Origin of the sequence: Mesorhizobium sp. M0011 (assembly GCF_040324155.1) — a bacterium.
Classification (GTDB): Bacteria; Pseudomonadota; Alphaproteobacteria; order Rhizobiales; family Rhizobiaceae; genus Mesorhizobium.
Genome location: NZ_JAMYVQ010000002.1, coordinates 319,475 through 340,353 on the forward strand (window position 1 = coordinate 319,475; position 20,879 = coordinate 340,353).

19 protein-coding genes are annotated in these 20,879 nt (G+C 62.9%); 14 read left to right on the plus strand and 5 right to left on the minus strand.

Annotation, left to right across the window (positions count from 1 at the left end; genetic code table 11):
* Positions 1 to 1,218, minus strand: a complete 1,218-nt coding sequence (locus NKK51_RS03845; RefSeq protein ID WP_352551289.1) for a urate hydroxylase PuuD — start codon at positions 1,216 to 1,218, stop codon at positions 1 to 3.
* 162 nt (positions 1,219 to 1,380) lie between these two features.
* Between NKK51_RS03845 and NKK51_RS03850 the strand changes: the two genes are divergently transcribed.
* The 3 genes from NKK51_RS03850 (at position 1,381) to NKK51_RS03860 (ending at position 4,671) form a co-directional block, all read left to right on the plus strand.
* A complete protein-coding gene (locus NKK51_RS03850) occupies positions 1,381 to 2,301 on the plus strand; it encodes a LysR family transcriptional regulator (protein WP_128302775.1) in 921 nt (306 codons plus the stop codon).
* Positions 2,302 to 2,404: 103 nt separating this feature from the next.
* The gene (locus NKK51_RS03855) at positions 2,405 to 3,418 is read left to right on the plus strand and encodes an LLM class flavin-dependent oxidoreductase (RefSeq protein ID WP_352551291.1); all 1,014 of its coding nucleotides are present in this window, start codon (positions 2,405 to 2,407) and stop codon (positions 3,416 to 3,418) included.
* Positions 3,415 to 4,671 (plus strand): LLM class flavin-dependent oxidoreductase, encoded by a 1,257-nt coding sequence (locus tag NKK51_RS03860; protein ID WP_352551293.1) that lies wholly within the window; start codon positions 3,415 to 3,417, stop codon positions 4,669 to 4,671. Before NKK51_RS03855 ends, NKK51_RS03860 begins: the two co-directional genes overlap by 4 nt.
* A 12-nt stretch (positions 4,672 to 4,683) precedes the next feature.
* Here NKK51_RS03860 and xdhC read toward each other — a convergent pair whose 3' ends face one another.
* The 4 genes from xdhC to uraH form a co-directional block, all read right to left on the minus strand.
* Positions 4,684 to 5,676, minus strand: coding sequence for a xanthine dehydrogenase accessory protein XdhC (gene xdhC / locus NKK51_RS03865; RefSeq protein ID WP_352551295.1), 993 nt, complete (start codon positions 5,674 to 5,676; stop codon positions 4,684 to 4,686).
* A 62-nt stretch (positions 5,677 to 5,738) separates the two neighbouring features.
* Complete coding sequence (xdhB, locus tag NKK51_RS03870) at positions 5,739 to 8,090, minus strand: xanthine dehydrogenase molybdopterin binding subunit (protein ID WP_352551319.1); 2,352 nt, start codon at positions 8,088 to 8,090, stop codon at positions 5,739 to 5,741.
* Positions 8,090 to 9,571, minus strand: coding sequence for a xanthine dehydrogenase small subunit (gene xdhA, locus NKK51_RS03875; RefSeq protein WP_352551296.1), 1,482 nt, complete (start codon positions 9,569 to 9,571; stop codon positions 8,090 to 8,092). Before xdhA ends, xdhB begins: the two co-directional genes overlap by 1 nt.
* Before the next feature lie 3 nt (positions 9,572 to 9,574).
* Positions 9,575 to 9,949: a hydroxyisourate hydrolase gene (gene uraH, locus NKK51_RS03880; RefSeq protein WP_352551298.1), complete on the minus strand. Its 375-nt coding sequence runs from the start codon at positions 9,947 to 9,949 to the stop codon at positions 9,575 to 9,577.
* Positions 9,950 to 10,152: 203 nt separating this feature from the next.
* On the opposite strand from uraH, the gene puuE reads away from it, so the two are divergent.
* The 11 genes from puuE to NKK51_RS03935 form a co-directional block, all read left to right on the plus strand.
* The gene (puuE, locus tag NKK51_RS03885) at positions 10,153 to 11,571 is read left to right on the plus strand and encodes an allantoinase PuuE (RefSeq protein ID WP_023813631.1); all 1,419 of its coding nucleotides are present in this window, start codon (positions 10,153 to 10,155) and stop codon (positions 11,569 to 11,571) included.
* Between the two features lie 10 nt (positions 11,572 to 11,581).
* On the plus strand, positions 11,582 to 12,445 hold the full coding sequence (locus tag NKK51_RS03890) for a bifunctional allantoicase/(S)-ureidoglycine aminohydrolase (RefSeq protein WP_352551300.1): 864 nt from the start codon (positions 11,582 to 11,584) through the stop codon (positions 12,443 to 12,445).
* Positions 12,442 to 12,933: an ureidoglycolate lyase gene (locus tag NKK51_RS03895; RefSeq protein WP_023813633.1), complete on the plus strand. Its 492-nt coding sequence runs from the start codon at positions 12,442 to 12,444 to the stop codon at positions 12,931 to 12,933. Before NKK51_RS03890 ends, NKK51_RS03895 begins: the two co-directional genes overlap by 4 nt.
* Positions 12,934 to 13,000: 67 nt before the next feature.
* On the plus strand, positions 13,001 to 13,594 hold the full coding sequence (locus NKK51_RS03900; protein ID WP_352551302.1) for a nucleoside deaminase: 594 nt from the start codon (positions 13,001 to 13,003) through the stop codon (positions 13,592 to 13,594).
* Between the two features lie 59 nt (positions 13,595 to 13,653).
* Complete coding sequence (locus NKK51_RS03905) at positions 13,654 to 13,959, plus strand: type II toxin-antitoxin system MqsR family toxin (protein WP_128302768.1); 306 nt, start codon at positions 13,654 to 13,656, stop codon at positions 13,957 to 13,959.
* Complete coding sequence (locus NKK51_RS03910) at positions 13,956 to 14,375, plus strand: type II toxin-antitoxin system MqsA family antitoxin (protein WP_352551304.1); 420 nt, start codon at positions 13,956 to 13,958, stop codon at positions 14,373 to 14,375. Before NKK51_RS03905 ends, NKK51_RS03910 begins: the two co-directional genes overlap by 4 nt.
* Positions 14,376 to 14,454: 79 nt before the next feature.
* Positions 14,455 to 16,440, plus strand: a complete 1,986-nt coding sequence (locus NKK51_RS03915) for a CocE/NonD family hydrolase (protein WP_352551306.1) — start codon at positions 14,455 to 14,457, stop codon at positions 16,438 to 16,440.
* A 154-nt stretch (positions 16,441 to 16,594) separates the two neighbouring features.
* Complete coding sequence (locus tag NKK51_RS03920) at positions 16,595 to 18,181, plus strand: ABC transporter substrate-binding protein (protein WP_352551307.1); 1,587 nt, start codon at positions 16,595 to 16,597, stop codon at positions 18,179 to 18,181.
* 16 nt (positions 18,182 to 18,197) lie between these two features.
* On the plus strand, positions 18,198 to 19,157 hold the full coding sequence (locus tag NKK51_RS03925) for an ABC transporter permease (RefSeq protein ID WP_127289704.1): 960 nt from the start codon (positions 18,198 to 18,200) through the stop codon (positions 19,155 to 19,157).
* A 9-nt stretch (positions 19,158 to 19,166) separates the two neighbouring features.
* Complete coding sequence (locus NKK51_RS03930) at positions 19,167 to 19,991, plus strand: ABC transporter permease (RefSeq protein WP_023813640.1); 825 nt, start codon at positions 19,167 to 19,169, stop codon at positions 19,989 to 19,991.
* Positions 19,991 to 20,879: ABC transporter ATP-binding protein (locus NKK51_RS03935; protein ID WP_352551310.1), on the plus strand; the 889-nt coding region annotated here is incomplete at its 3' end. The genes NKK51_RS03930 and NKK51_RS03935, both read left to right, overlap by 1 nt.

Here is a 20,879-nt window from a genome sequence, read left to right on the forward strand (position 1 = left end):
CTATCTCCCTGCGCCTTCGAACCAAGCCACCAGCAGTGCCCTTTCCTTGTCGGTAATCTGGCTGACGTTGGCGGGCGGCATGGCGTGGCTGCGACCGGCCTGCAGATAGATCTCGCGGGCGTGGTTGGCGATATCCGCATCGGTGTCGAGCATCACGCCCTTCGGTGCATGATAGATGCCCTCATAGACCGGCTCCGCCGCATGGCACATCGAGCAGCGGCCGAGCACGGTGTCGCGCACGGCCGGGAAATGCGCTGAAGCGACATAGATTTGCGCCGACGCGGATTCCTTGGGTTCGCCGGTCAGCACTTTCGGCGCAGTCGACAGCCAGATGATGACGATGAACAGGACGAGTGCCGCCATCCAGGTCCAGGTCGGATTGCCTTTGCGGGCATGGATCGAGTTGAAATAGTGCCGGATCAGCACGCCGATGATGAACACCAGCGAGGCGATGACCCAGTTGAACTCAGTGCCGAACGCCAGGGGATAATGGTTCGACAGCATCAGAAACAGCACCGGCAGCGTCAGATAATTGTTGTGCAGCGAGCGCTGCTTGGCGATCTTGCCGTATTTCGGATCGGGCTTGCGGCCAGCGATGAGGTCGGCGACAACGATCTTCTGGTTGGGGATGATGACCATGAAGACGTTGGCCGACATGATCGTGGCGGTGATGGCGCCCAGATGCAGGAAGGCGGCGCGGCCGGTGAAGAGATGCGTCAGCCCCCAGGCGATGAACACCAGCACACAGTAGAGCACCAGCATCAGGCCGGTGTCGCTTTTGCCGAGCGGCGAGCGGCACAGCAGATCATAGACCACCCAGCCGACGCCGATCGTTGCCAACGACAGCAGGATGCCGACCGGGACGGACATTGGGAGCACGTTGGGATCGATCAGGAACAGATCGGCCCCGGCATAATAGACGACGCACAGCATGGCGAAGCCGGACAGCCAGGTGGCGTAGGATTCCCATTTGAACCAGGTCAGATGCTCGGGCATTTCGGCCGGCGCCACCAGATATTTCTGGATGTGGTAAAAGCCGCCGCCATGCACCTGCCATTCCTCGCCGAAGGCGCCGACGGGCATGCCGGGACGCTGGCGCAGGCCGAGGTCGAGCGCGACGAAGTAGAAGGACGAGCCGATCCAGGCGATGCCGGTGATGACGTGCAGCCAGCGCACGGCAAAACTTAGCCAGTCCCAGAAAATCGCGAAATCCATCATTGAAATCGTCCCTGCCGATTGGGCGACTTTACGGGTTGGAGCGCAAACGGAAAGAGGCGAGGCGCACGATGACTTTCAAAAAAAAATGGAAAATACTAGGGTAGTCACACGCAGCAGGATGGGAGCCGCCCGAAGGCGGCCTCAGGAAAGCCACGAAACCGCATGGCCTATCTGGACAACATTGCCGTCTTCGTTCGCGTGGTCGAACTCGGCAATCTGTCGGCGGCCGGTCGCGACATGCGGATTTCGCCGGCGGTCGCCTCCAACCGCATCAAGGAGTTGGAGAAGCACCTGGGCGTGCGTCTGTTCAACCGCACGACGCGGCAATTGATGCCGACCGAGCATGGCACGGTTTTTTACGGGGGCGCCAAGCAGGTCTTGGAGGCGATCACCGAGGCGGAAGCCGCGGTCTCGGCGCTTTCCGGCCAGCCGCGCGGCACCATCCGCGTTACGGCACCCTTGGGCCTCGGCCGCCGGCTGGTCGCCTCGGGCATTCCCGATTTTCACGACAAATACCCAGACATCGAGGTGAGGCTGAGGCTTTCGGACCACAATGTCGACATCATGAAGGAAGGCATCGATGTCGCCTTCCGGCTCGGCATCATCGAAGATTCCAGCCTCAGGATGCGCGGCATCATGGAATGCGAGCGCGTGCTGGTGGCGGCGCCGAAATATCTCGAGGCCCGCGGCGAACCGTTGGAGCCGCAGGAGCTGATCGGCAAGAAGCACGACTGCCTGATGCTGCGTTATTCCGGCGCGCGCGAATATGTGTGGACGCTGCAGACCCCCACAGGCCCGCAGAAATTCGAGGTGCACGGGCCCTACGACACCGACGATGGCGACGTGCTGACCGGCTGGGCGCTTTCGGGGCGCGGCATCATCAACAAGCCGCGCTTCGAGGTCGAGCCATTCATCCGCGACCGGCGGCTGAAGGTGATCCTGAGCAGCACGCCACCGACACCGGTGCAGTTCGCCGCCGTCTATCCGCACAAGAAGCTGCAGGATCCAAAAGTACGGCTGCTGCTCGACTTCATGGCCGAGCGCTGCCAGCGACTGATCAACGATCTGCTAGCTGGGAAATAATGCTGGCCGGCACGTGACCGGCGCTTGGCCCAGCGCCAGCGGTTGCCATCCCTGGATGTGGCGAACATAGTTCGGGTGGTATTTCGTCTCGCAGGGACCATCGATGGACAACGGCGCCACAATGCATCTTGCCGTTTCGCTGTTTCCGGGAACCATCGATCCATCACCGGGGCGGGAATTCAGCCGCCTGGCCGGTTTAGTGCAAAAGGCCGAAGCGGCGGGCCTGGACATGGTGCTGCTTGCCGATTCAGCGCCGGCTTCCGGCGGCGGTGCCGCGAACAGTCCGATGCCCTTCGAAGCGACCACTTTGCTGGCCGCATTGGCAACTGTCACAAGCAGGATCGGCCTGGTTGCCGCTGCCTCGACAATTGCCCACCAACCCTACAATCTGGCGCGCCGTTTCGCTTCGCTCGACATCATCAGCCATGGCCGCAGTGGCTGGAACGCGACCATGGCGCAGGCGCCACGGGAAACAGCCAATTTCAGCCGGCCCGAAGGATTTTCGCCTGACGATTTCCGCCGTCGCAGTGAGGAATATATCGGCATCGTGCAAGGTCTGTGGCAGGGCTGGGATGCGGACGCGCTGCTGTTCGACCAGAGCGGCGGCCGCTTCCACGACCCCGAAAAAATGCACCTGCTCGAGCACAAGGGCGCGTCCTTTTCCGTGCGCGGACCGCTGAACGTCGCGCGGTCGCCGCAGGATACACCGGTGCTCGTCTTGTCGGGACTGTCGGTATCAGACCTGGATATTGCCGCCCGCACCGCCGATGTCATCCTGCTGGATAACGGACCGGTGGAGGGCGCGACAGCACGCTATGACGATATCAGGCGCCGTGTCACGGCGTGCGGACGCGATCCGGATGCCGTGAAGCTGCTGACGAACGTCGCGCTTATCGCCGATAGCAAGCCGGCTGCCGTCGCCGACAGCATGGAAAAAGGCTTCCGGGCGAAAAGCTGCAACGGGTTCACCATCCAGATGCCGGCACAGCTTTCAGCGCTAGGCGATTTCGTCGGCTTGATTCTGCCGGAACTGCGGCGGCGTGGCTTGGTTCGAGAAAGCAATCGCGGAAAAACGCTGCGCTCGCATCTCGGGCTTGCCGGCGGAGGTGACCAATGACCGCTCGCCAGATGAAGCTCGGCGCCTTTCTGTGGGCGACAGGCCACCACATCGCCGCCTGGCGCCATCCCAAGGCGCACATCACCGCCGGCACTGACATCGACCATTACATCGCGCTGGCGCGCACGGCGGAGGCGGCGAAGTTCGACATGATCTTCTGCGAGGACGCCGCCGGCCTGCGCGAGGCCAATATCGGCATCGCCAGCCAGACGTCGCGCTCGATCGGCTTCGAGCCGATCAGTCTGCTTTCGGCGCTTGCCGTCCAGACCAGCCGCATCGGCCTCGTCTCGACAGCCTCGACGAGCTACAACGAGCCCTATGGGCTCGCACGAACCTTCCTGTCGCTCGATCATCTGAGTGGCGGCAGGGCCGGCTGGAACCTGGTCACCTCGGCCAGCCCCATGGAGGCCGCCAATTTCGGCTCGACCGGCCTCAAGCCCCATGCCGATCGCTATGAGCGCGCGCGTGAATTCGCCGAAGTCGTCACCGGGCTCTGGAACGGCAAGCTCGGCGCCTCCGGTCACGACGGCCAGAGCTTTTCGGTTCGCGACCCGCTCGATCTGCCACGCTCGCCGCAGGGCGCCCCGGTCATGGTCCAGGCTGGCGCCTCGGATGTCGGCCGCGACCTTGCCGCCCGCACCGCCGATGTGGTGTTCACCGCGGCGCAGACCTTCGAGGAAGCGAAGGCCTTTTACGACGATCTCAAGGGACGTCTGGCGGCCTATGGGCGCGAGCCTGACGACATCAAGATCATGCCCGGCGTCGCGCCGGTGGTGGCGGAGACCGAAGCGGAGGCCCGCGAGAAATACGAGGAGTTGCAGGAGCTGATCCCCGACGATGTCGGCGTTGCGCTGCTGTCCAGCTATCTCAGCATCTCCGACCTGTGGCGCTATCCGATCGACGGACCGCTGCCGGAATTGCCGGAGAGCGAGGGGATGAAAAGCCGGCAGGCGCTGGTCGTCGAGCAGTCGCGCCGCGACGGCCTCTCCATCCGCCAGCTTGCCCGGCATTTCGCCGGCGCGCGTGGCCATTGGCGCATCGTCGGCACTGCGGCCCAAGTCGCCGACGAACTGCAGGCTCGGTTCGAGGGTGGCGCGGCCGACGGTTTTAACGTCATGCCCTCATATTTCCCAGGCGAACTGGATGCCTTTGCCACGCTCGTCGTGCCGGAACTGCAGCGACGCGGCCTGTTTCGCAAGGAGTACGACGGCCGCACACTGCGCGACCATCTGGGGCTGAAGCGGCCGGTTTAGCTGCGGCGCAGCTTAGCCCGCCATCACCCTGCCATGCGGAATTTGCTGGTCGGCACTTAAGGCTGCGCTGTGACTGACCAGCGCCGTCATGATCTCAGCTGCCGCCAGCGCCGCGATGACCTGTGGGCGCTTGTCTTTGACCGTATCGCCGCCGATCGGCGAGACGAGGCGGGCAAACTCGGCCTCGCTGCCTGCCGCCGATTTCAGGAACCAGTTCCTGAACGTCGCTTTCTTGGTCTTCGAGCCGATCATGCCGACATAGGCGGCATCGCCGCGCTTCAGCGCCTCGGCGACGATCAGGAAATCCAGCGCATGATCGTGGGTCAGGATGGCGAAGGCGGTGCCGGCGGGAGCGTTTCGCACCTCGGCCTCGGGCATCGGCGTCAGCCGGGTCTCGACGGTCTCCGGCATGCCTTCCAGTGCTTCGGCCCGCGTCTCGATGACGATGCCGTGCACGGGAAGAAGTGCGATCGTCGACGCCAGCGCCTGGCCGACATGGCCGCCGCCGAAGATGTAGACACGCGGCAGGTGCGCCTCCTCGGCTTCCGCAGCCGCAACCAGATCGGCGGCAAGGGCTGCATCGACGAGCCGGATCAGCACTTCGACGCGCCCGCCGCAGCATTGGCCGATCTCGGGGCCCAAAGGCACGTCGAGGGTCGCGCGAATATCCCTCCCCCTTGAGGGGAGGGTGGCGGCGAAGCCGTCGGGTGGGGTCGTCGCAGCAGTGCTCGACGCTTTAGGTCGCGCGCTGCCTCTGCCGACCCCCTCTGGCCGCTTTGCGGCCATCTCCCCCTCAAGGGGGGAGAAAAGCATCTGCCTGGCCTTGTCGATCGCCATATATTCGAGCTGACCGCCGCCGATCGTGCCAAAGATCGCCGCCTGCGAGACGAGCATGAAGGCGCCCTTCTCGCGTGGCGTCGAGCCTTTTGTGCCAGCCACTTCGACCAAGGCAACCCGGCCGGCGCTGGCGAGAAAGGCTTTCAGGCTTTGCACTTTCGAGTTCATTGTTCACGTTCCCGAACGGGAAATATAGGTTTTTTCGGCCCGGATTGCACGTTCTGCCGGATTCAGGCGCCGGCCTTCGTCTCTTTCTTCAGCCGCTCGATCGCCATCAGCACCCGTTCCGGCGTTGCCGGCGCATCGAGGCGCGGACAGATCTTGTGATCGGCGACGCTGGCCACCGCGTCCGACAGCGCGTGCAGCACCGACATGCCGAGCGGGAACGGCGGCTCGCCGACCGCCTTGGAGCGGTGGATCGTCGGCTCGCCCGCTTCCGGCCAGTCGGCCAGAGTGACGTTGAAGATCTTTGGCCGGTCGGAGGCGAGCGGGATCTTGTAGGTCGACGGCGCATGCGTGCGCAGCCGGCCCTTAGCGTCCCACCACAGTTCTTCCGTCGTCAGCCAGCCCATACCCTGGATGAAGCCGCCCTCGATCTGGCCGATGTCGATGGCGCGGTTCAGAGATCGGCCGCAGTCATGCAGAATATCGGTGCGCTCGACCATGTATTCGCCGGTCAGCGTGTCGACCGAGACCTCCGAACACGACGCGCCATAGGCGAAATAGTAGAAGGGGCGGCCCTCGCCTTTGTCGCGGTTCCAATGGATTTTCGGCGTCTTGTAGAAACCCGCCGCCGACAGCTGGATGCGGGCCATATAGGCCTGCTTGACGAGGTCGGCGAAGGCGATCTCCTGGTTGCCGATGCGCACCCGGTTGGGCAGGAACAGCACCTGATCGCGCGGCACCTGATATTTTTCGGCGGCGAAATCGATCAGCCGGTCCTTGATCTGGCGAGCGCCGTTTTGCGCCGCCATGCCATTGAGGTCGGAGCCGGACGACGCCGCCGTGGCCGAAGTGTTCGGCACCTTGCCGGTCGTGGTCGCGGTGATCTTCACCTGGTCTAGGTCGATCTGGAACTCTTCCGCCACCACTTGCGCCACCTTGACGTAGAGGCCTTGCCCCATCTCGGTGCCGCCATGGTTCAGATGCACCGAACCGTCGGTGTAGACATGCACCAGTGCGCCGGCCTGGTTGTAGTGGGTGGCGGTGAACGAGATGCCGAATTTGACCGGCGTCAGCGCCAAGCCGCGCTTGATGAAACGGCTGTTGGCGTTGAAGGCCGATATTTCCCGCCTCCGCCGCGCATAGCTGGCGCTTTCCTCCAGTTCGGCGACGATGCGCTGGATGATGTTGTCCTCGACCGTTTGGTGATAGGGCGTGATGTTGCGGTCTGAGGTGCCGTAGAAATTCTTCTTGCGGATCTCGAGCGGATCCTTGCCGACTGCAAAGGCGACCTCGTCGATGACGCGCTCGGCGCCGACCATGCCTTGCGGACCGCCGAAACCACGGAAAGCGGTGTTCGACACGGTGTTGGTGTAGAGCGGCGCCGATTGCGCATGCACTGCCGGCCAGAAATAGGTGTTGTCGCAGTGGAACAGCGCGCGATCGGTCACCGGGCCTGACAGATCCGACGAGAAACCGCAGCGCGCCGCGAACATGAAATCGACACCGAGGATGTTGCCCTCGTCATCGAAGCCGACCTCGTAGTCCACGAGGAAATCATGACGCTTGCCGGTGGCGATCATGTCGTCGTCGCGGTCCGGCCGGATCTTCACGGCGCGATGGTGTTTCTTCGCGGCGATCGCCGCCAATGCGGCAAACTGATTGCCTTGCGTTTCCTTGCCGCCGAAGCCGCCGCCCATGCGGCGGATTTCCACCGTGATGGCGTTGCTCGGCACGCCGAGCGCATGGCTGACCATGTGCTGGACTTCGCTCGGATGCTGGGTCGAGGAATAGATGGTGACGTCCTGATCCTCGCCCGGAATGGCCATGGCGATATGGCCTTCGAGGTAGAAGTGTTCCTGGCCGCCGATGCGCATTTTTCCCTTTAGCCGGCGCGGCGCCTGACGGATCGCTGTAGCGGCATCGCCGCGCTTCAGGGTGAGAGGCGGCGTGACGAGCTTGTCCTTCTTCGGATCGAGCGCGCCAATGTCGGTGACGAAGGGCAATTCCTTGTATTCGACCTTGGCCAATCTGGTGGCGCGACGCGCCTGCTCGCGCGTCTGCGCAATGACGCAAAAGATTGGCTGGCCATAGAATTGCACCTTGCCGTCGGCCAGCACCGGCTCGTCGTGGCGGCCTGTCGGCGAAATGTCGTTCTCGCCCGGCACATCCTTGGCCGTCAGCACGTCGACAACACCGGGCGCTGTACGCACCGCCGAGAGATCCATGCTGGTAATCGTGGCATGCGTGGCGGCAGAAAGCCCGAGGCAGCCATGCACCGTGCCGGCCGGTTCCGGCATGTCGTCGATATAGACGGCCGTGCCGCTGACATGCTTGTGGGCGGAGTCGTGGCGCTGATCGGTGGCGACGCCGCCGGCGATCTTTTCAGCCTTCAGATTGGGGGGAGCGTGCTTGTTCATCATGCCGCCTCGTGCCTCGAAACCTGGATCGGCTCCCTGGTACCGCTGGTCTCGGCGAAGAAGCGCAGCAAGAGATTGCGCGCCGCGAGCGCACGATACTCGGCCGAGGCCCGCATGTCGGTGAGCGGGGTGAAATCCCTGGCATATTCGACCATCGCCGCGTCAACCGTGGTCTCCGTCCATGGCTTGCCGAGCAGCGCTTTTTCGACAGAAGACGCCCGCTTCGGCGTCGCCGCCATGCCGCCATAGGCAATGCGCACCTCCGCCACCGTGCCATCGCTGGCCAGCGTCAAGAAGAAGGCGCCGAGGGCCGCGGTGATGTCCTCATCGCGGCGCTTGGTGATTTTGTGGACGGCGAATTTCGTGCCCTTGACCGGAACCGGAACGTGCACGGCCTCGACGAATTCGCCCGGCCGCCGGTCCTGTTTGCCATAGGCAATGAAGAAGGTTTCCAGTGGAATCGAGCGCCGCTTCTTGCCCTTGCGCAGGGTGAGACTTGCGCCAAGAGCGATCAAGGGCGGCGGCGTGTCGCCGATCGGCGAGCCGTTGGCGATATTGCCGCCGATGGTCCCCATGTTGCGCACCTGTTCGCCGCCGATGCGATCGAACAACGGCCCCAGCGCCGGGATACGCTTCGCCAATATCGCGAAGGCATCAGTGTAGGTGACGCCCGCGCCGATCGAAATGATGCCGTTGTCTTCCGAGATGGTGCAAAGTCCGTCGAGATTGCCGATGAAAATGGCCGGCGAAATATCGCGCATGTGCTTGGTCACCCAGAGGCCGACATCGGTCGAGCCGGCAACGATGGTGGCGCCGGGTTCCTTGTCCAGCACGGCGGCGAAATCATCGACATCGGCCGGCACGACCAGCCGCGTCTTGGCCGAACCGATCTCAATCCGGGCGCCGTCATGCATGGCCTCGAGCCTCGCGGTGATCGCCTTGCGCTCCGTGGCCAGCGGATCCTTTACCGCCTTGCCGTAGCTGGAGATGGCATGCGCAGCGCGCATGATCGCCTCGTAGCCGGTGCAGCGGCAGAGATTGCCTTGCAAGGCCTTTTCGATATCCGCGTTCGACGGATTCGACGACTTCATCCACAGGCCATAGAGCGACATGACGAAGCCCGGTGTGCAGAAGCCGCATTGCGAGCCGTGGAAATCGACCATCGCCTGCTGCACCGGATGCAGTTGGCCTGATACGCCGCGCAGATGCTCGACGGTCACGACATGGGTGGCGTCCAACGAGCCGAGGAAACGGATGCAGGCATTGACGCTTTCATAGACCAGCCCGCCGGCCGAGAGCTTGCCGACCAACACGGTGCAGGCGCCGCAATCGCCCTCGGCGCAGCCTTCCTTGGTGCCGCGCAGCGACCGGTCGAGCCGCAGCCAGTCGAGCAGGGTCCCGTCGGGTGCCACCGACGAAAGCGCGACGTCCCTGCCGTTGAGGATGAAGCGGATTTCATTGCGGATGCTAATTTTGGCCATGCCTCAGCTCCCCCTGTACGTCGAGTAGCCGTAGGGCGAGACCAGCAGTGGCACATGATAGTGCACGGGCTCGGCCATGCCGAAGCGGATTGGTATCGTATCGAGAAAGGCCGTTTTCGGCAGGCTCAACCCCTGCTGGCGCAAATAGTCGCCTGCAGCGAAGACCAGTTCATATTCGCCGGTGCGGAACTCCGCGCCGGCGAGCAGCGGCTTGTCACAACGGCCGTCGGCATTGGTGACAACAGTCTTCAAATGTGTCCGTGCCTTGCCGTCGAGGTGATAAAGCGCGATCGACAATCCCGCCGCCGGCTTGCCTGTCGCCGTGTCGAGGACATGGGTCGTCAGACGCCCGCCATCGGCATTCGACGTTTCTGCCATTGGCCGCCTCCCATTTCCGGTACGAGCGAATTGGCCCGGTACGATCAAGTATCAACAGTGAATTGTGCGCCAATTAAAGGCGATGCATAAGTCCCGGTCGAGCGGAGTGCGACAAAAACACTTTCAAAAATTTTCGGGGGAATGCGAGAAGCACCCTTTCGATATTCTGATCATACTTCGGGCCATGCCCGGCGGGAGGGACGATGCGTTACAGCAGAGACATGCGCGGCTACGGAGTCAATCCGCCGGACCCGAAATGGCCTGGCGGCGCGCATGTCGCCGTGCAGTTCGTCGTCAACTACGAGGAAGGCGGCGAGAACTGCGTGCTGCATGGCGACAAGGCGTCCGAAGCCTTCCTGTCGGAAATCGTCGGCGCGGCACCCTGGGTGGGCCAGCGCCACTGGAACATGGAATCCATCTACGAATACGGTGCCCGCGCCGGTTTCTGGCGGTTGCTGCGGCTGTTCAGCGAGGCCGAGGTGCCGATCACCTGCTATGGCGTCGCCACCGCGCTCGCCCGTTCGCCGGATCAAGTCACGGCCATGCAGGAAGCCGGCTGGGAGATCGCCTCGCACGGGTTGAGATGGATCGACTACCGCGACCACAGCGCCGAGGATGAGCGCCGCGACCTCGAGGCGGCGATCAAGCTGCACTACGAAGTGACCGGCGCGCGCCCGACCGGCTGGTATACGGGTCGCACATCGATCAACACAGTGAGGATTGTGGCGGAAGAAGGCGGTTTCGACTATGTGTCGGACACCTATGACGACGAGCTGCCCTACTGGTTCGAGCATGATGGCGGCGCGCAGCTCATCATTCCCTATACGCTCGACGCCAACGACATGCGGTTCGCAACGCCGCAGGGCTTCAACTCCGGCGACCAGTTCTTTGCCTATTTGAAGGACAGCTTCGACACGCTCTATGCCGAGGGCAAGGCAGGCCGGCCACGCATGATGAACATCGGCCTGCACTGCCGCCTCGTCGGGCGGCCGGGCCGGGTGGCGGCGCTGAAGCGCTTCGTCGACTATGTGAAGTCGCACGACAGGGTCTGGCTGGCGCGGCGCATCGACATCGCCCGCCACTGGCAAGAGGTCAATCCTTATCAACCGGCGGCACTCCGCCCCTCGAAGATGGAATTCGAGACCTTCGTCCACACTTTCGGCGGCGTGTTCGAGCATTCGCCGTGGATCGCCGAACGCGCCTACGAACTGGAACTGGGCCCGGCGCATGACACTTCAGGCGGCCTGCACAATGCGCTTTGCCGTGTCTTCCGGTCCGCCAGCGAAACCGAGCGGCTTTCCGTGCTCAACGCTCATCCCGACCTTGCCGGCAAACTTGCCAAGGCCAAACGGCTGACGGCGGAATCGACCAGGGAACAGGCTTCTGCCGGCCTCGACGCGCTGACCGACAAGGAGCGCGAACTGTTTTCCAAGCTCAACGCCGCCTACGTCACCACTTTCGGTTTCCCCTTCATCATCGCGGTGAAGGGCAAGACGAGGCAAGAGATTCTGGCGGAATTCGAGGCGCGCATCGGCAACAGCCGCGGCGTCGAATTCGAAACCGCCTGCAAACAGGTCGAGCGCATCGCGCTGCTCCGCCTCAAGGACATGCTTCCGCAATAGGTTTGAACCCATGGATACGATCAGGATGCCCGAGCGAACCTATTACGCACCACATGGCGGCCACCCCGGCCAGAGCGAGCTTCTGACCGGCCGCGCCGTCTTCACCGAGGCCTATGCCGTCATTCCCCGGGGTGTGATGCAGGACATCGTGACCAGTGCGTTGCCGTTCTGGGACAAGACCCGCGCCTGGATCTTGTCGCGACCGCTATCCGGTTTTGCCGAGACGTTCTCGCAATACATTGTCGAGGTCGCGCCGAGCGGCGGCAGCGAGCGGCCGGAACCCGATGCCGGCGCCGAGGGCGCCCTGTTCGTGGTCGAGGGCGAGTTGACGGTTCTGCTTGCCGGCAAGAAGCATGTCTTGCGGCCCGGCGGCTTTGCCTTCCTGCCGCCGGCCAGCGGCTGGACGGTTCGCAACGAAAGCAAGGCCGACGTGCGCTTCCACTGGATTCGCAAGGCTTACGATGTGGTCGACGGTCTTGATGTGCCGGAAGCCTTCTTCACCAACGAGCAGGAGATCGCGCCAACGCCTATGCCCGGCACCGAAGGCCGCTGGGCGACGACGCGGTTCGTCGATCCGGCCGATTTGCGCCACGACATGCACATGACCATCGTCACGCTGGAACCCGGCGCGGTCATTCCCTTCGCCGAGACCCATGTCATGGAGCATGGGCTCTATGTGCTGGAAGGCAAAGCGGTCTATCGCCTCAACCAGGACTGGGTCGAGGTCGAGGCCGGCGACTATATGTGGCTGCGCGCCTTCTGCCCGCAGGCCTGCTATGCGGGCGGCCCGGGCAAATTCCGCTATCTGCTCTACAAGGACGTCAACCGGCACGCCAAACTCGGCGGCGCCAGTGTCCCCGGGCGGACGCGGTGACGCGGATCATTGCGCGGCCACTGACCCGCGAGAGCTTTGCTCCGTTCGGCGACGTCATCGATATGGGCGGCGACAACCACTACCCGATCAATGGCGGCAGGGCCGAGCGCTACCACGATCTGGCGACCGCCGAGGCGACCGGACCAAACGCCCGCGTGCTGATCTCGATGGTGCGCGGCACGCCCTACGAATTGCCGCTGAAGCTGAGCATGGTCGAGCGCCACCCCTTCGGCAGCCAGGCCTTCATCCCGCTGTCGCCGCGCCCATTCCTGGTCGTCGTCTGCCATGATGGCGAGCAAGGGCCTGATGAGCCGCGTGCCTTCATCACCGCACCCGGACAAGGCATCAACTATTCCCGTAATCTCTGGCACGGCGTGTTGACGCCGCTTGGCGAGGCGCAGGATTTCCTGATTGTCGACCGTGGCGGCGACGGCTCCAACCTCGAAGAATTCCATTTCTCGCATGCTTACGAGATCCATCTCCCTTAATTTTTTGTGCATGTCGTTACCCCAAAACCGGGGCACTTTTGGGCGACATGCAGCAGGAGAGCCTGAAATGACCGACATTTCTTTGATCGACCGCCTGCTCGACGTGATCGAACACGACATCGTGCCGAAGACGGCCGACGGTGTTGTCCATGGCAACAAGCTGTTCGGCGCGGCGATCCTGCGTAAGGACGACCGTTCGCTGGTGCTGGCCGAGACCAACAACGAGAGGGAAAACCCGCTCTGGCATGGCGAGGTGCACTGCCTGAAACGTTTCTACGAAATGCCGAAGGCGGAGCGCGTCGATCCGAAAGACGCGATCTTCATCGCCACGCATGAGCCCTGCTCGCTCTGCCTGTCGGCGATCACCTGGACTGGCTTCGACAATTTCTACTATCTGTTCAGCCACGAGGATTCGCGCGACAGTTTTGCCATCCCGCACGATCTGAAGATCCTGAAAGAGGTCTTCACCCTCGACCCCGGCGGCTACAATGCCGAGAATGCCTACTGGAAGAGCTTTTCTATCCGCATGCTGGTGCGAGCGTTGCCCGAGGTAGAGCGGCAACGGCTGGAAATACGCATCGGCGCGATTTCGGCGCGCTACGATGATCTGTCCGGCGTCTATCAGGCGAACAAGGACGATAACGACATCCCGCTGAATTAGGGCTCTCGGCCTACCGGGGGCACCCTTGAATTGCCACCTTTATGGTGGCATATTGCGTCATGGAGAAACGAAGGCCCACCTACGATCTTGATGCCATCAAGACGACGTTCGGGTCTGTCGATACGCTGGCGATCACGACGTCCGCTCTGCGGGATGCCACAGGCCTTGGCTTCGACCGTGCCGGCGTCGTCGAGGTAATCGGCGGCATGACGAGGAAAATGTTCGTGAAATCCATGACGACCTTTGCGGATCACCGGGTCTGGCAGGATGCCTATCACGTGCCCGTGCGCGACCTGATCCTCTACGTGAAATTCCAAGCGGATGTCGTGACCGAGTTCACGGTCATGTCGTTCAAGGAGAAATGACCATGGCGACAAGAGAAGAAAATCGGACCATGATTTCCCCCGAAACCGGGGAAACGCTCACGCGTGACGTGCGTCCATTCACAGTGGCGTACAAGGGCGAGAGCATAATTGTCGACTTTCCGGGTTACTATCCAGCATCCGGTGACGAGGGTGTGCATATCGGAGGCGACATGGCTGCCGTCGATGCCGCACTACGCGCCCTCAAGGAGAGGATCGATGGCGTGCCGGCCCCGGCAACCATCCGCCGCATGCGCACAAAGCTCAATCTGTCGCAGCGCGAGGCAGGATCCCTGTTCAAGGTCGGCGAGAATGCTTTCGACAAGTATGAAAGGGGCCTGATCGAGCCGAGTGGCCCGACCATTCAATTGATGACGCTGCTGGAAAAACATCCCGAACTGCTGGATGAATTGCGGTAGCGGCACAGGTCGCATTTTTCGCTGCTCCAGTCGCGAATGGTGATTGAAAGTCGTCGCGCCGCGGGGCGTTATGCGGGCCATGAAAACAGTCACCGAATTTCCCCGCAAGGTCGTCGAGTTCCCGGATATGGGCATCGTCATGCCGGATGGCTGCCGGCTGTCGGCGCGGGTCTGGATGCCGGAGGATGCCGGCGACGATCCAGTGCCGGCGATCCTGGAGCATCTGCCCTACCGCAAGCGCGACGGCACCATCTTTCGCGATCAGCTGACGCATCCCTATTTCGCCGGCCACGGCTACGCCTCGATCCGGGTCGATATGCGCGGCAATGGCGATTCCGAAGGGCTGATGGACGACGAATATTCCGAGCAGGAATTGCAGGACGCCTGCGACATCATCGCCTGGGCGGCAAGCCAGCCCTGGTGCAACGGCAATGTCGGCATGATGGGCATTTCCTGGGGCGGCTTCAACTGCCTGCAGGTGGCGGCCAAGCAGCCGCCGGCGCTCAAAGCGGTGATCAGCTTGTGCTCGACCGTCGACCGCTACGCCGACGACATTCACTACAAGGGCGGCTGCCTGCTGATCGAGAACTTCGGCTGGGCCTCGACCATGCTGTCCTACTCATCGCGGCCGCCGGACCCGCTGCTGGCCGGCGACAACAGATGGCGCGATCTGTGGCTGACCCGGCTGGAGAACCAATCCTTCCTGGCGCCGCTGTGGCTGAAGCACCAGCACCGCGATGCCTACTGGAAGCGCGGCTCGATCTGTGAGGATTTTTCCGCCGTCAAAGCCGCCGTGCTGTCGATCGGCGGCTGGCATGACGGCTACCGCAACACGGTCTCGCATCTGGCCAGCAACATCGAAGCCCCGGTCAAGGGCATTATCGGGCCATGGATTCACAAATACCCGCATTACGCAGGACCAAAACCCGCCATCGGCTTCCTGCAGGAGGCCTTGCGCTGGTGGGACCGCTGGCTCAAGAGTGTCGAAACCGGTGTCGAGTCCGACCCGGCCTACCGCGCCTATGTCATGGACAGCGTGCGTCCGGCGCGCTGGCACCCCGAGCGTCCCGGCCGCTGGATTGCCGAGCAGCAATGGCCCTCGCCAACGATCAAGACGCAGACGGTCGATCTGATCCCCGCAACGGAAAAACCGGCCATCGTTGCCTCGCCGCAAAGCTGCGGCCTGGCCGGCGGCGAGTATTTTCCCTTCACCTTCGGCCCCGAACTGCCAGGCGATCAGCGCCCCGACGATGCGCTGTCGGTGTGTTTCGACCAGCCGGAACTCAGTCAGGCCATCGACATCGTCGGCGCCCCGGAAGTCGAATTGCGGCTGTCCTCCGACCGTCCGCAGGCCAACATTGCGATCCGACTCTGTGACGTGCATCCCGACGGCGCCTCGGAACTGATTTCCTATGGCGTGCTCAATCTGACGCACCGCAATTCGCACGAATTTCCCGAGGCGCTGGTGCCGAGTGAAACCGTCTCAGTGCGCGTCGTGCTCGATCAATGCGGCTATCGCGTTCCGCCCGGCCACCACCTGCGTGTTGCCGTTTCGAACGCCTATTGGCCTGCCATCTGGCCGTCGCCGGAGCCGGTCCGGCTGACCTTGTCGGCGGCGACGCTCCGCTTGCCGCTGCGGCCGCTGGCGACAGACGACGAAGCGGCGTTCGCCGAGCCGGAAGGTGCCACCTCATGGGCAACGGAGACGATCCGCGCCAGCAATTCCGAGCGCCATATCGATCGTGACGAAAAGACGGGAATCGTGACGCTTTTCATCGTTGATGATTTCGGTGAGGTCCGCGATCTCGATCACGGTCTTGCCAATGGCAGCATTGCCCGCGAGACCTGGACGATCCATCCCGACGATCCGCTGTCGGCCTCAGGGAAGACGCACTGGACGCAGACCCTGTCGCGAAACGGATGGTCGGTACGCACCGAAACGACAGCCGAAATGCGATCGGACGCGCAAAACTTCATCGTCAGCGCCAGAATCGAGGCCTATGAGGACGAAACGCTCGTCTTCGAGCGCAATTTCGAGGAGAAGGTGCCGCGCGCGCTTCTTTGAGCACTGAGCTCATTGGTCCAATTGCGACGTACGATTTACGCCACGGCATGTCGCATTCGGTCTTGCTTACCGCTTTCCCTTGCGGTCATTATTCTCCTCACAAGAAACAAGAAAAACGACCGCAGAGTCGAACCAACAGAGTGAGGAACTCAAAATGTCGAACGAACTGGAATTTCTTAGCCGGCGTGTCGCGTCGGGCAAACTGAGCCGTCGTGATTTTCTCGGCCGGGCGGCGGCGCTCGGTATCTCCGCACCCTTCGCTAATTCGCTGCTTTCAAGCGCGGCACGCGCGGCAGGTCCGGTCAAGGGCGGCACACTGAAGGCCGGACTTGTCGGCGGCGAGTCCACCAACAGCCTTGATCCGGCACTGTTCATGACTCAGGTGCCGTTCGCCTTCGGCAAGATGTGGGGCGAATTGATTGTCGAGCTTTCGCCGGAAGGCAAGCTCGAGAACCGCATCGCCGAGGAGATCGGCTCGTCGGACGACGCCAAGGTGTGGACGCTGAAGATCCGCGACGGCGTCGAATTCCACAACGGCAAGACGGTGACCCCCGAGGACGTGGCCGCCACACTTGAGCGCCATTCCGACGAGAAGTCGAAATCCGGCGCGCTCGGCTACATGAAGGGCATCGAGACCATCAAGGCCAGCGGCAAGGAAGTCGTGCTGACCCTGAAGGAAGCCAATGCCGATCTGCCCTATTTGCTCAGCGACTATCACCTGATCGTCCAACCGAATGGCGGCAAGGACAAGGCCGACGCAGGCATCTCGGCCGGTCCTTACAAGGTCACGACCAATGAGCCCGGCGTGCGCCATGGCGGCGAGCGTTTCGCCAATTACTGGCAGGGCGACAAGATGGGCCATGCCGACCAGATCGAGATCATCGTCATCAACGATGCGACGGCGCGCACAGCCGCGCTGCAGGGCGGCCAGGTCAACATGGTCAACCGCGTCGAGCCGAAGATCGTCGACCTGATCAAGCGCCTGCCGGGCGTCACCATCCGCAACCACGCGGGTCCTGGCCACTACGTGTTCATCATGCATTGCAACACGGCGCCGTTCGACAACGCCGATTTGCGCATGGCACTGAAGCTGGCCATCGACCGCGAGGAAATGCTGGACAAGATCCTGCGCGGCTACGGCTCGCTCGGCAACGACTTCCCGATCAATGCGTCCTATCCGCTGTTTACCGAGATCGAGCAGCGCAAGTACGATCCCGACAAGGCCAAGTTCCACTTCAAGAAGTCGGGCCACGATGGCGCCGTCCTGCTGCGGACCTCGGACGTCGCTTTCCCGGGCGCTGTCGATGCATCGCAGTTGTTCCAGCAGAGCGCGGCCAAGGCCGGCATCCAGATCGAGTTGAAGCGTGAGCCTGGCGACGGCTATTGGAACGAAGTCTGGAACAAGCAGCCCTTCTGCGCTTCCTACTGGGGCGGCCGCTCGACCCAGGACCAGATGTACTCCACCGCTTATCTGTCGAACGCCGACTGGAACGACACGCGTTTCAAGCGTCCGGACTTCGACAAAATGGTGCTGGCCGCGCGCGCCGAGCTCGACGAGACCAAGCGCAAGCAGATGTACCATGACATGGCTGTCCTGGTACGAGACGAGGGCGGCCTGATCCTGCCGATGTTCAACCAGTTCATCGACGCTACCGGCGCCAAGGTCGGCGGCTGGGTCGACGATCCGCATCAGGAGCTGATGAACGGTTACGCGCTGGCGAAGTGCTGGCTCGAAGCCTGAGCTTGGCCTTGCGGATATGTCCTCACCCATCTTGAAACTGGTGGCCCAGCGCGTTGCGCTGGGCATTCTCCTCTTGTTGGCCGTTTCGGTCCTGATCTTCGCCGGCACCCAGATCCTGCCCGGCGATGTCGCGCAAGCCATTCTCGGGCAATCGGCGACACCGGAGTCGCTCGCCAATCTGCGCGAGCAGCTCGGCCTCAACGATCCGGCCTATATCAGGTATTTCCGCTGGCTCGGCGGTGTGCTGACCGGCGATCTCGGCACGGCCATGTCGAGCGGGCAGGATATCGCCACGTCGATCAAGGGGCGGCTGTGGAACACGCTGTTCCTCGCCTTCTGGGCGGCGATCGTCGCCGTGCCGCTGGCGATCATTCTCGGCCTGATCGCGGTGCGCTACCGCAATGGCTGGGTCGACAAGCTGATCTCCGGGCTGGCGCTGGCCTCGACCTCCTTTCCCGAGTTCTTCATCGGCTATGTGCTGGTCTATTTCTTCGCCGTGAAATGGCAAATCTTCCCGGGCATCTCGACCGTCTATGACGGCATGCCTTTTGGCGAGCGCATGCAGGCGATCGCCCTGCCGGCGGCAGCGCTGACGCTGGTCGTGCTCGCCCACATGATGCGCATGACACGCGCGGCGATCCTCAATGTCATGCAGTCGGCCTATGTCGAGACAGCGGAACTGAAGGGCCTGTCGGCCTTCAACGTCATCCGCAAGCACGCCTTCCCCAACGCCATCGCGCCGATCATCAACGTCGTCATGCTCAACCTCGCTTACCTCATCGTCGGCGTCGTCGTGGTCGAGGTGATCTTCGTCTACCCAGGCATGGGACAGTATCTGGTCGACCACGTCACCAAGCGAGACGTGCCGGTGGTGCAGGCGGTCGGCCTGATCTTCGCCGCCGTCTATATCAGCCTGAACATCATTGCGGACATAGCGGCCATCGTCGCCAATCCGCGTCTCAGACACCCGAAATAGGGGGCGGATATGCTCGATATCAAACGCATCCCCATCCCCGCTCTGATCGGCATCGTGCTGACGGCATTGTTCGTCCTGGCGGCGGTCTTCGCCCCCTGGATCGCGCCGCACGGCAATGGCGAAATCGTCGGCGATGTCTGGGAACCGATGTCGGCTGCCCATTTGCTGGGCACCGACAATCTCGGCCGCGATCTTCTGTCGCGCATGATCTACGGCGCCCGCATCACTTTGTTCATCGCGGTGCTGGCCACCGCACTGTCATTCTCGCTCGGCGCCATCCTCGGCTTCTCGGCGGCCGTCTTCGGCGGCTGGTTCGACACGCTGCTGTCGCGCCTCGTCGATCTCTTGATGTCTATCCCGACGCTGATCATGGGTCTCGTCGTGCTGTCCGTGCTGCCGACCAATCTGGTGACGCTGATCCTGGTGATGGGCATTCTGGATTCGACCCGCGTCTATCGCCTGTCGCGCGCGGTCGCCGTCGACATCAACGTCATGGACTATGTCGAGGCGGCGAAACTGCGTGGTGAGGGCAGCGGTTGGATCATCTTCCGCGAAATCCTGCCCAACGCATTGTCGCCACTGGTTTCGGAACTTGGCCTGCGCTTCATCTACGCGGTGCTGTTCCTGTCGACGCTGTCGTTCCTCGGCCTTGGCGTGCAGCCACCGGACGCCGACTGGGGCGGCATGGTCAAGGAAAACAAGGACGGCATCGTCTTCGGCATCGCGGCCGCACTCATCCCGGCAGCGGCGATCGCCCTGCTGGCGATTTCCGTCAACCTGGTTGCCGACTGGGTGCTCAACCGGACGACAAGCCTCAAGGGAGGACGCGGGTGATGGCCGACACCAAAGCGAAACCTGGCCTGCTGCTCGACATCCGCAATCTGCGCATCGAGGCCACCGTCTTCCCGCCCGGAGAGCCGCCAAAGAACATCGTGCTGGTGCACGATGTCTCGCTGACGCTTGAGAAGGGCAAGGTGCTCGGCCTGATCGGCGAGTCCGGCGCCGGCAAGTCGACCATCGGCCTGTCGTCGATGGGCTATGGCCGCGGTGGCGTGCGCATCACCGGCGGCGAGGTGATCCTGAACGGCCGCGACATCCTCAAGGGCGGCAAGGACGGCTTCCGCAAATTACGCGGCCGCGAGGTCTGCTATGTCGCGCAATCGGCGGCAGCCGCCTTCAACCCGGCGCACCGGCTGATGGACCAGGTGGTGGAAGCCACGCTGCTGCACGGTACGGCGACACGTGCCGAGGCCGAGAAGCGCGCGGTTGCGCTGTTCAAGAAGCTCAGCCTGCCGAACCCCGAAACCATCGGCGAGCGCTTTCCGCACCAGGTGTCGGGCGGCCAGTTGCAGCGCGTGATGACAGCGATGGCGCTGTGCTCGGAGCCGGACCTGATCGTCTTCGACGAGCCGACCACGGCGCTCGACGTGACGACGCAGATCGACGTGCTGGCGGCGATCAAGGACGCCATCCGCGACACCCATGTCGCGGCGCTCTACATCACGCACGACCTTGCCGTCGTCGCCCAGGTCTCAGACGAGATCATGGTGCTGCGCCATGGAAGGCTGGTCGAATGGGGCGGCACAAGGCAGATCATCAAGGAGCCGCGCCAGGAATACACCAACGCGCTTGTCTCGGTGCATGAGATCGAACACCAGGAGCAGAAACCCGGCACGACGCCGTTCCTGTCGGTGAAGAACGTCACCGCCGCCTATGGCCGCA

Coding starts and splice junctions, on each gene's coding strand:
- NKK51_RS03915 (WP_352551306.1), top strand. CDS start 14,455: ATGAAAACAGTCACCGAATTTCCCCGCAAGGTCGTCGAGTTCCCGGAT.
- NKK51_RS03850 (WP_128302775.1), top strand. CDS start 1,381: ATGGCCTATCTGGACAACATTGCCGTCTTCGTTCGCGTGGTCGAACTC.
- NKK51_RS03855 (WP_352551291.1), top strand. CDS start 2,405: ATGGACAACGGCGCCACAATGCATCTTGCCGTTTCGCTGTTTCCGGGA.
- xdhA (WP_352551296.1), bottom strand. CDS start 9,571: ATGGCCAAAATTAGCATCCGCAATGAAATCCGCTTCATCCTCAACGGC.
- NKK51_RS03890 (WP_352551300.1), top strand. CDS start 11,582: ATGGATACGATCAGGATGCCCGAGCGAACCTATTACGCACCACATGGC.
- NKK51_RS03860 (WP_352551293.1), top strand. CDS start 3,415: ATGACCGCTCGCCAGATGAAGCTCGGCGCCTTTCTGTGGGCGACAGGC.
- uraH (WP_352551298.1), bottom strand. CDS start 9,949: ATGGCAGAAACGTCGAATGCCGATGGCGGGCGTCTGACGACCCATGTC.
- puuE (WP_023813631.1), top strand. CDS start 10,153: ATGCGTTACAGCAGAGACATGCGCGGCTACGGAGTCAATCCGCCGGAC.
- NKK51_RS03905 (WP_128302768.1), top strand. CDS start 13,654: ATGGAGAAACGAAGGCCCACCTACGATCTTGATGCCATCAAGACGACG.
- NKK51_RS03920 (WP_352551307.1), top strand. CDS start 16,595: ATGTCGAACGAACTGGAATTTCTTAGCCGGCGTGTCGCGTCGGGCAAA.
- xdhB (WP_352551319.1), bottom strand. CDS start 8,090: ATGAACAAGCACGCTCCCCCCAATCTGAAGGCTGAAAAGATCGCCGGC.
- xdhC (WP_352551295.1), bottom strand. CDS start 5,676: ATGAACTCGAAAGTGCAAAGCCTGAAAGCCTTTCTCGCCAGCGCCGGC.
- NKK51_RS03930 (WP_023813640.1), top strand. CDS start 19,167: ATGCTCGATATCAAACGCATCCCCATCCCCGCTCTGATCGGCATCGTG.
- NKK51_RS03900 (WP_352551302.1), top strand. CDS start 13,001: ATGACCGACATTTCTTTGATCGACCGCCTGCTCGACGTGATCGAACAC.
- NKK51_RS03925 (WP_127289704.1), top strand. CDS start 18,198: ATGTCCTCACCCATCTTGAAACTGGTGGCCCAGCGCGTTGCGCTGGGC.
- NKK51_RS03845 (WP_352551289.1), bottom strand. CDS start 1,218: ATGATGGATTTCGCGATTTTCTGGGACTGGCTAAGTTTTGCCGTGCGC.
- NKK51_RS03910 (WP_352551304.1), top strand. CDS start 13,956: ATGACCATGGCGACAAGAGAAGAAAATCGGACCATGATTTCCCCCGAA.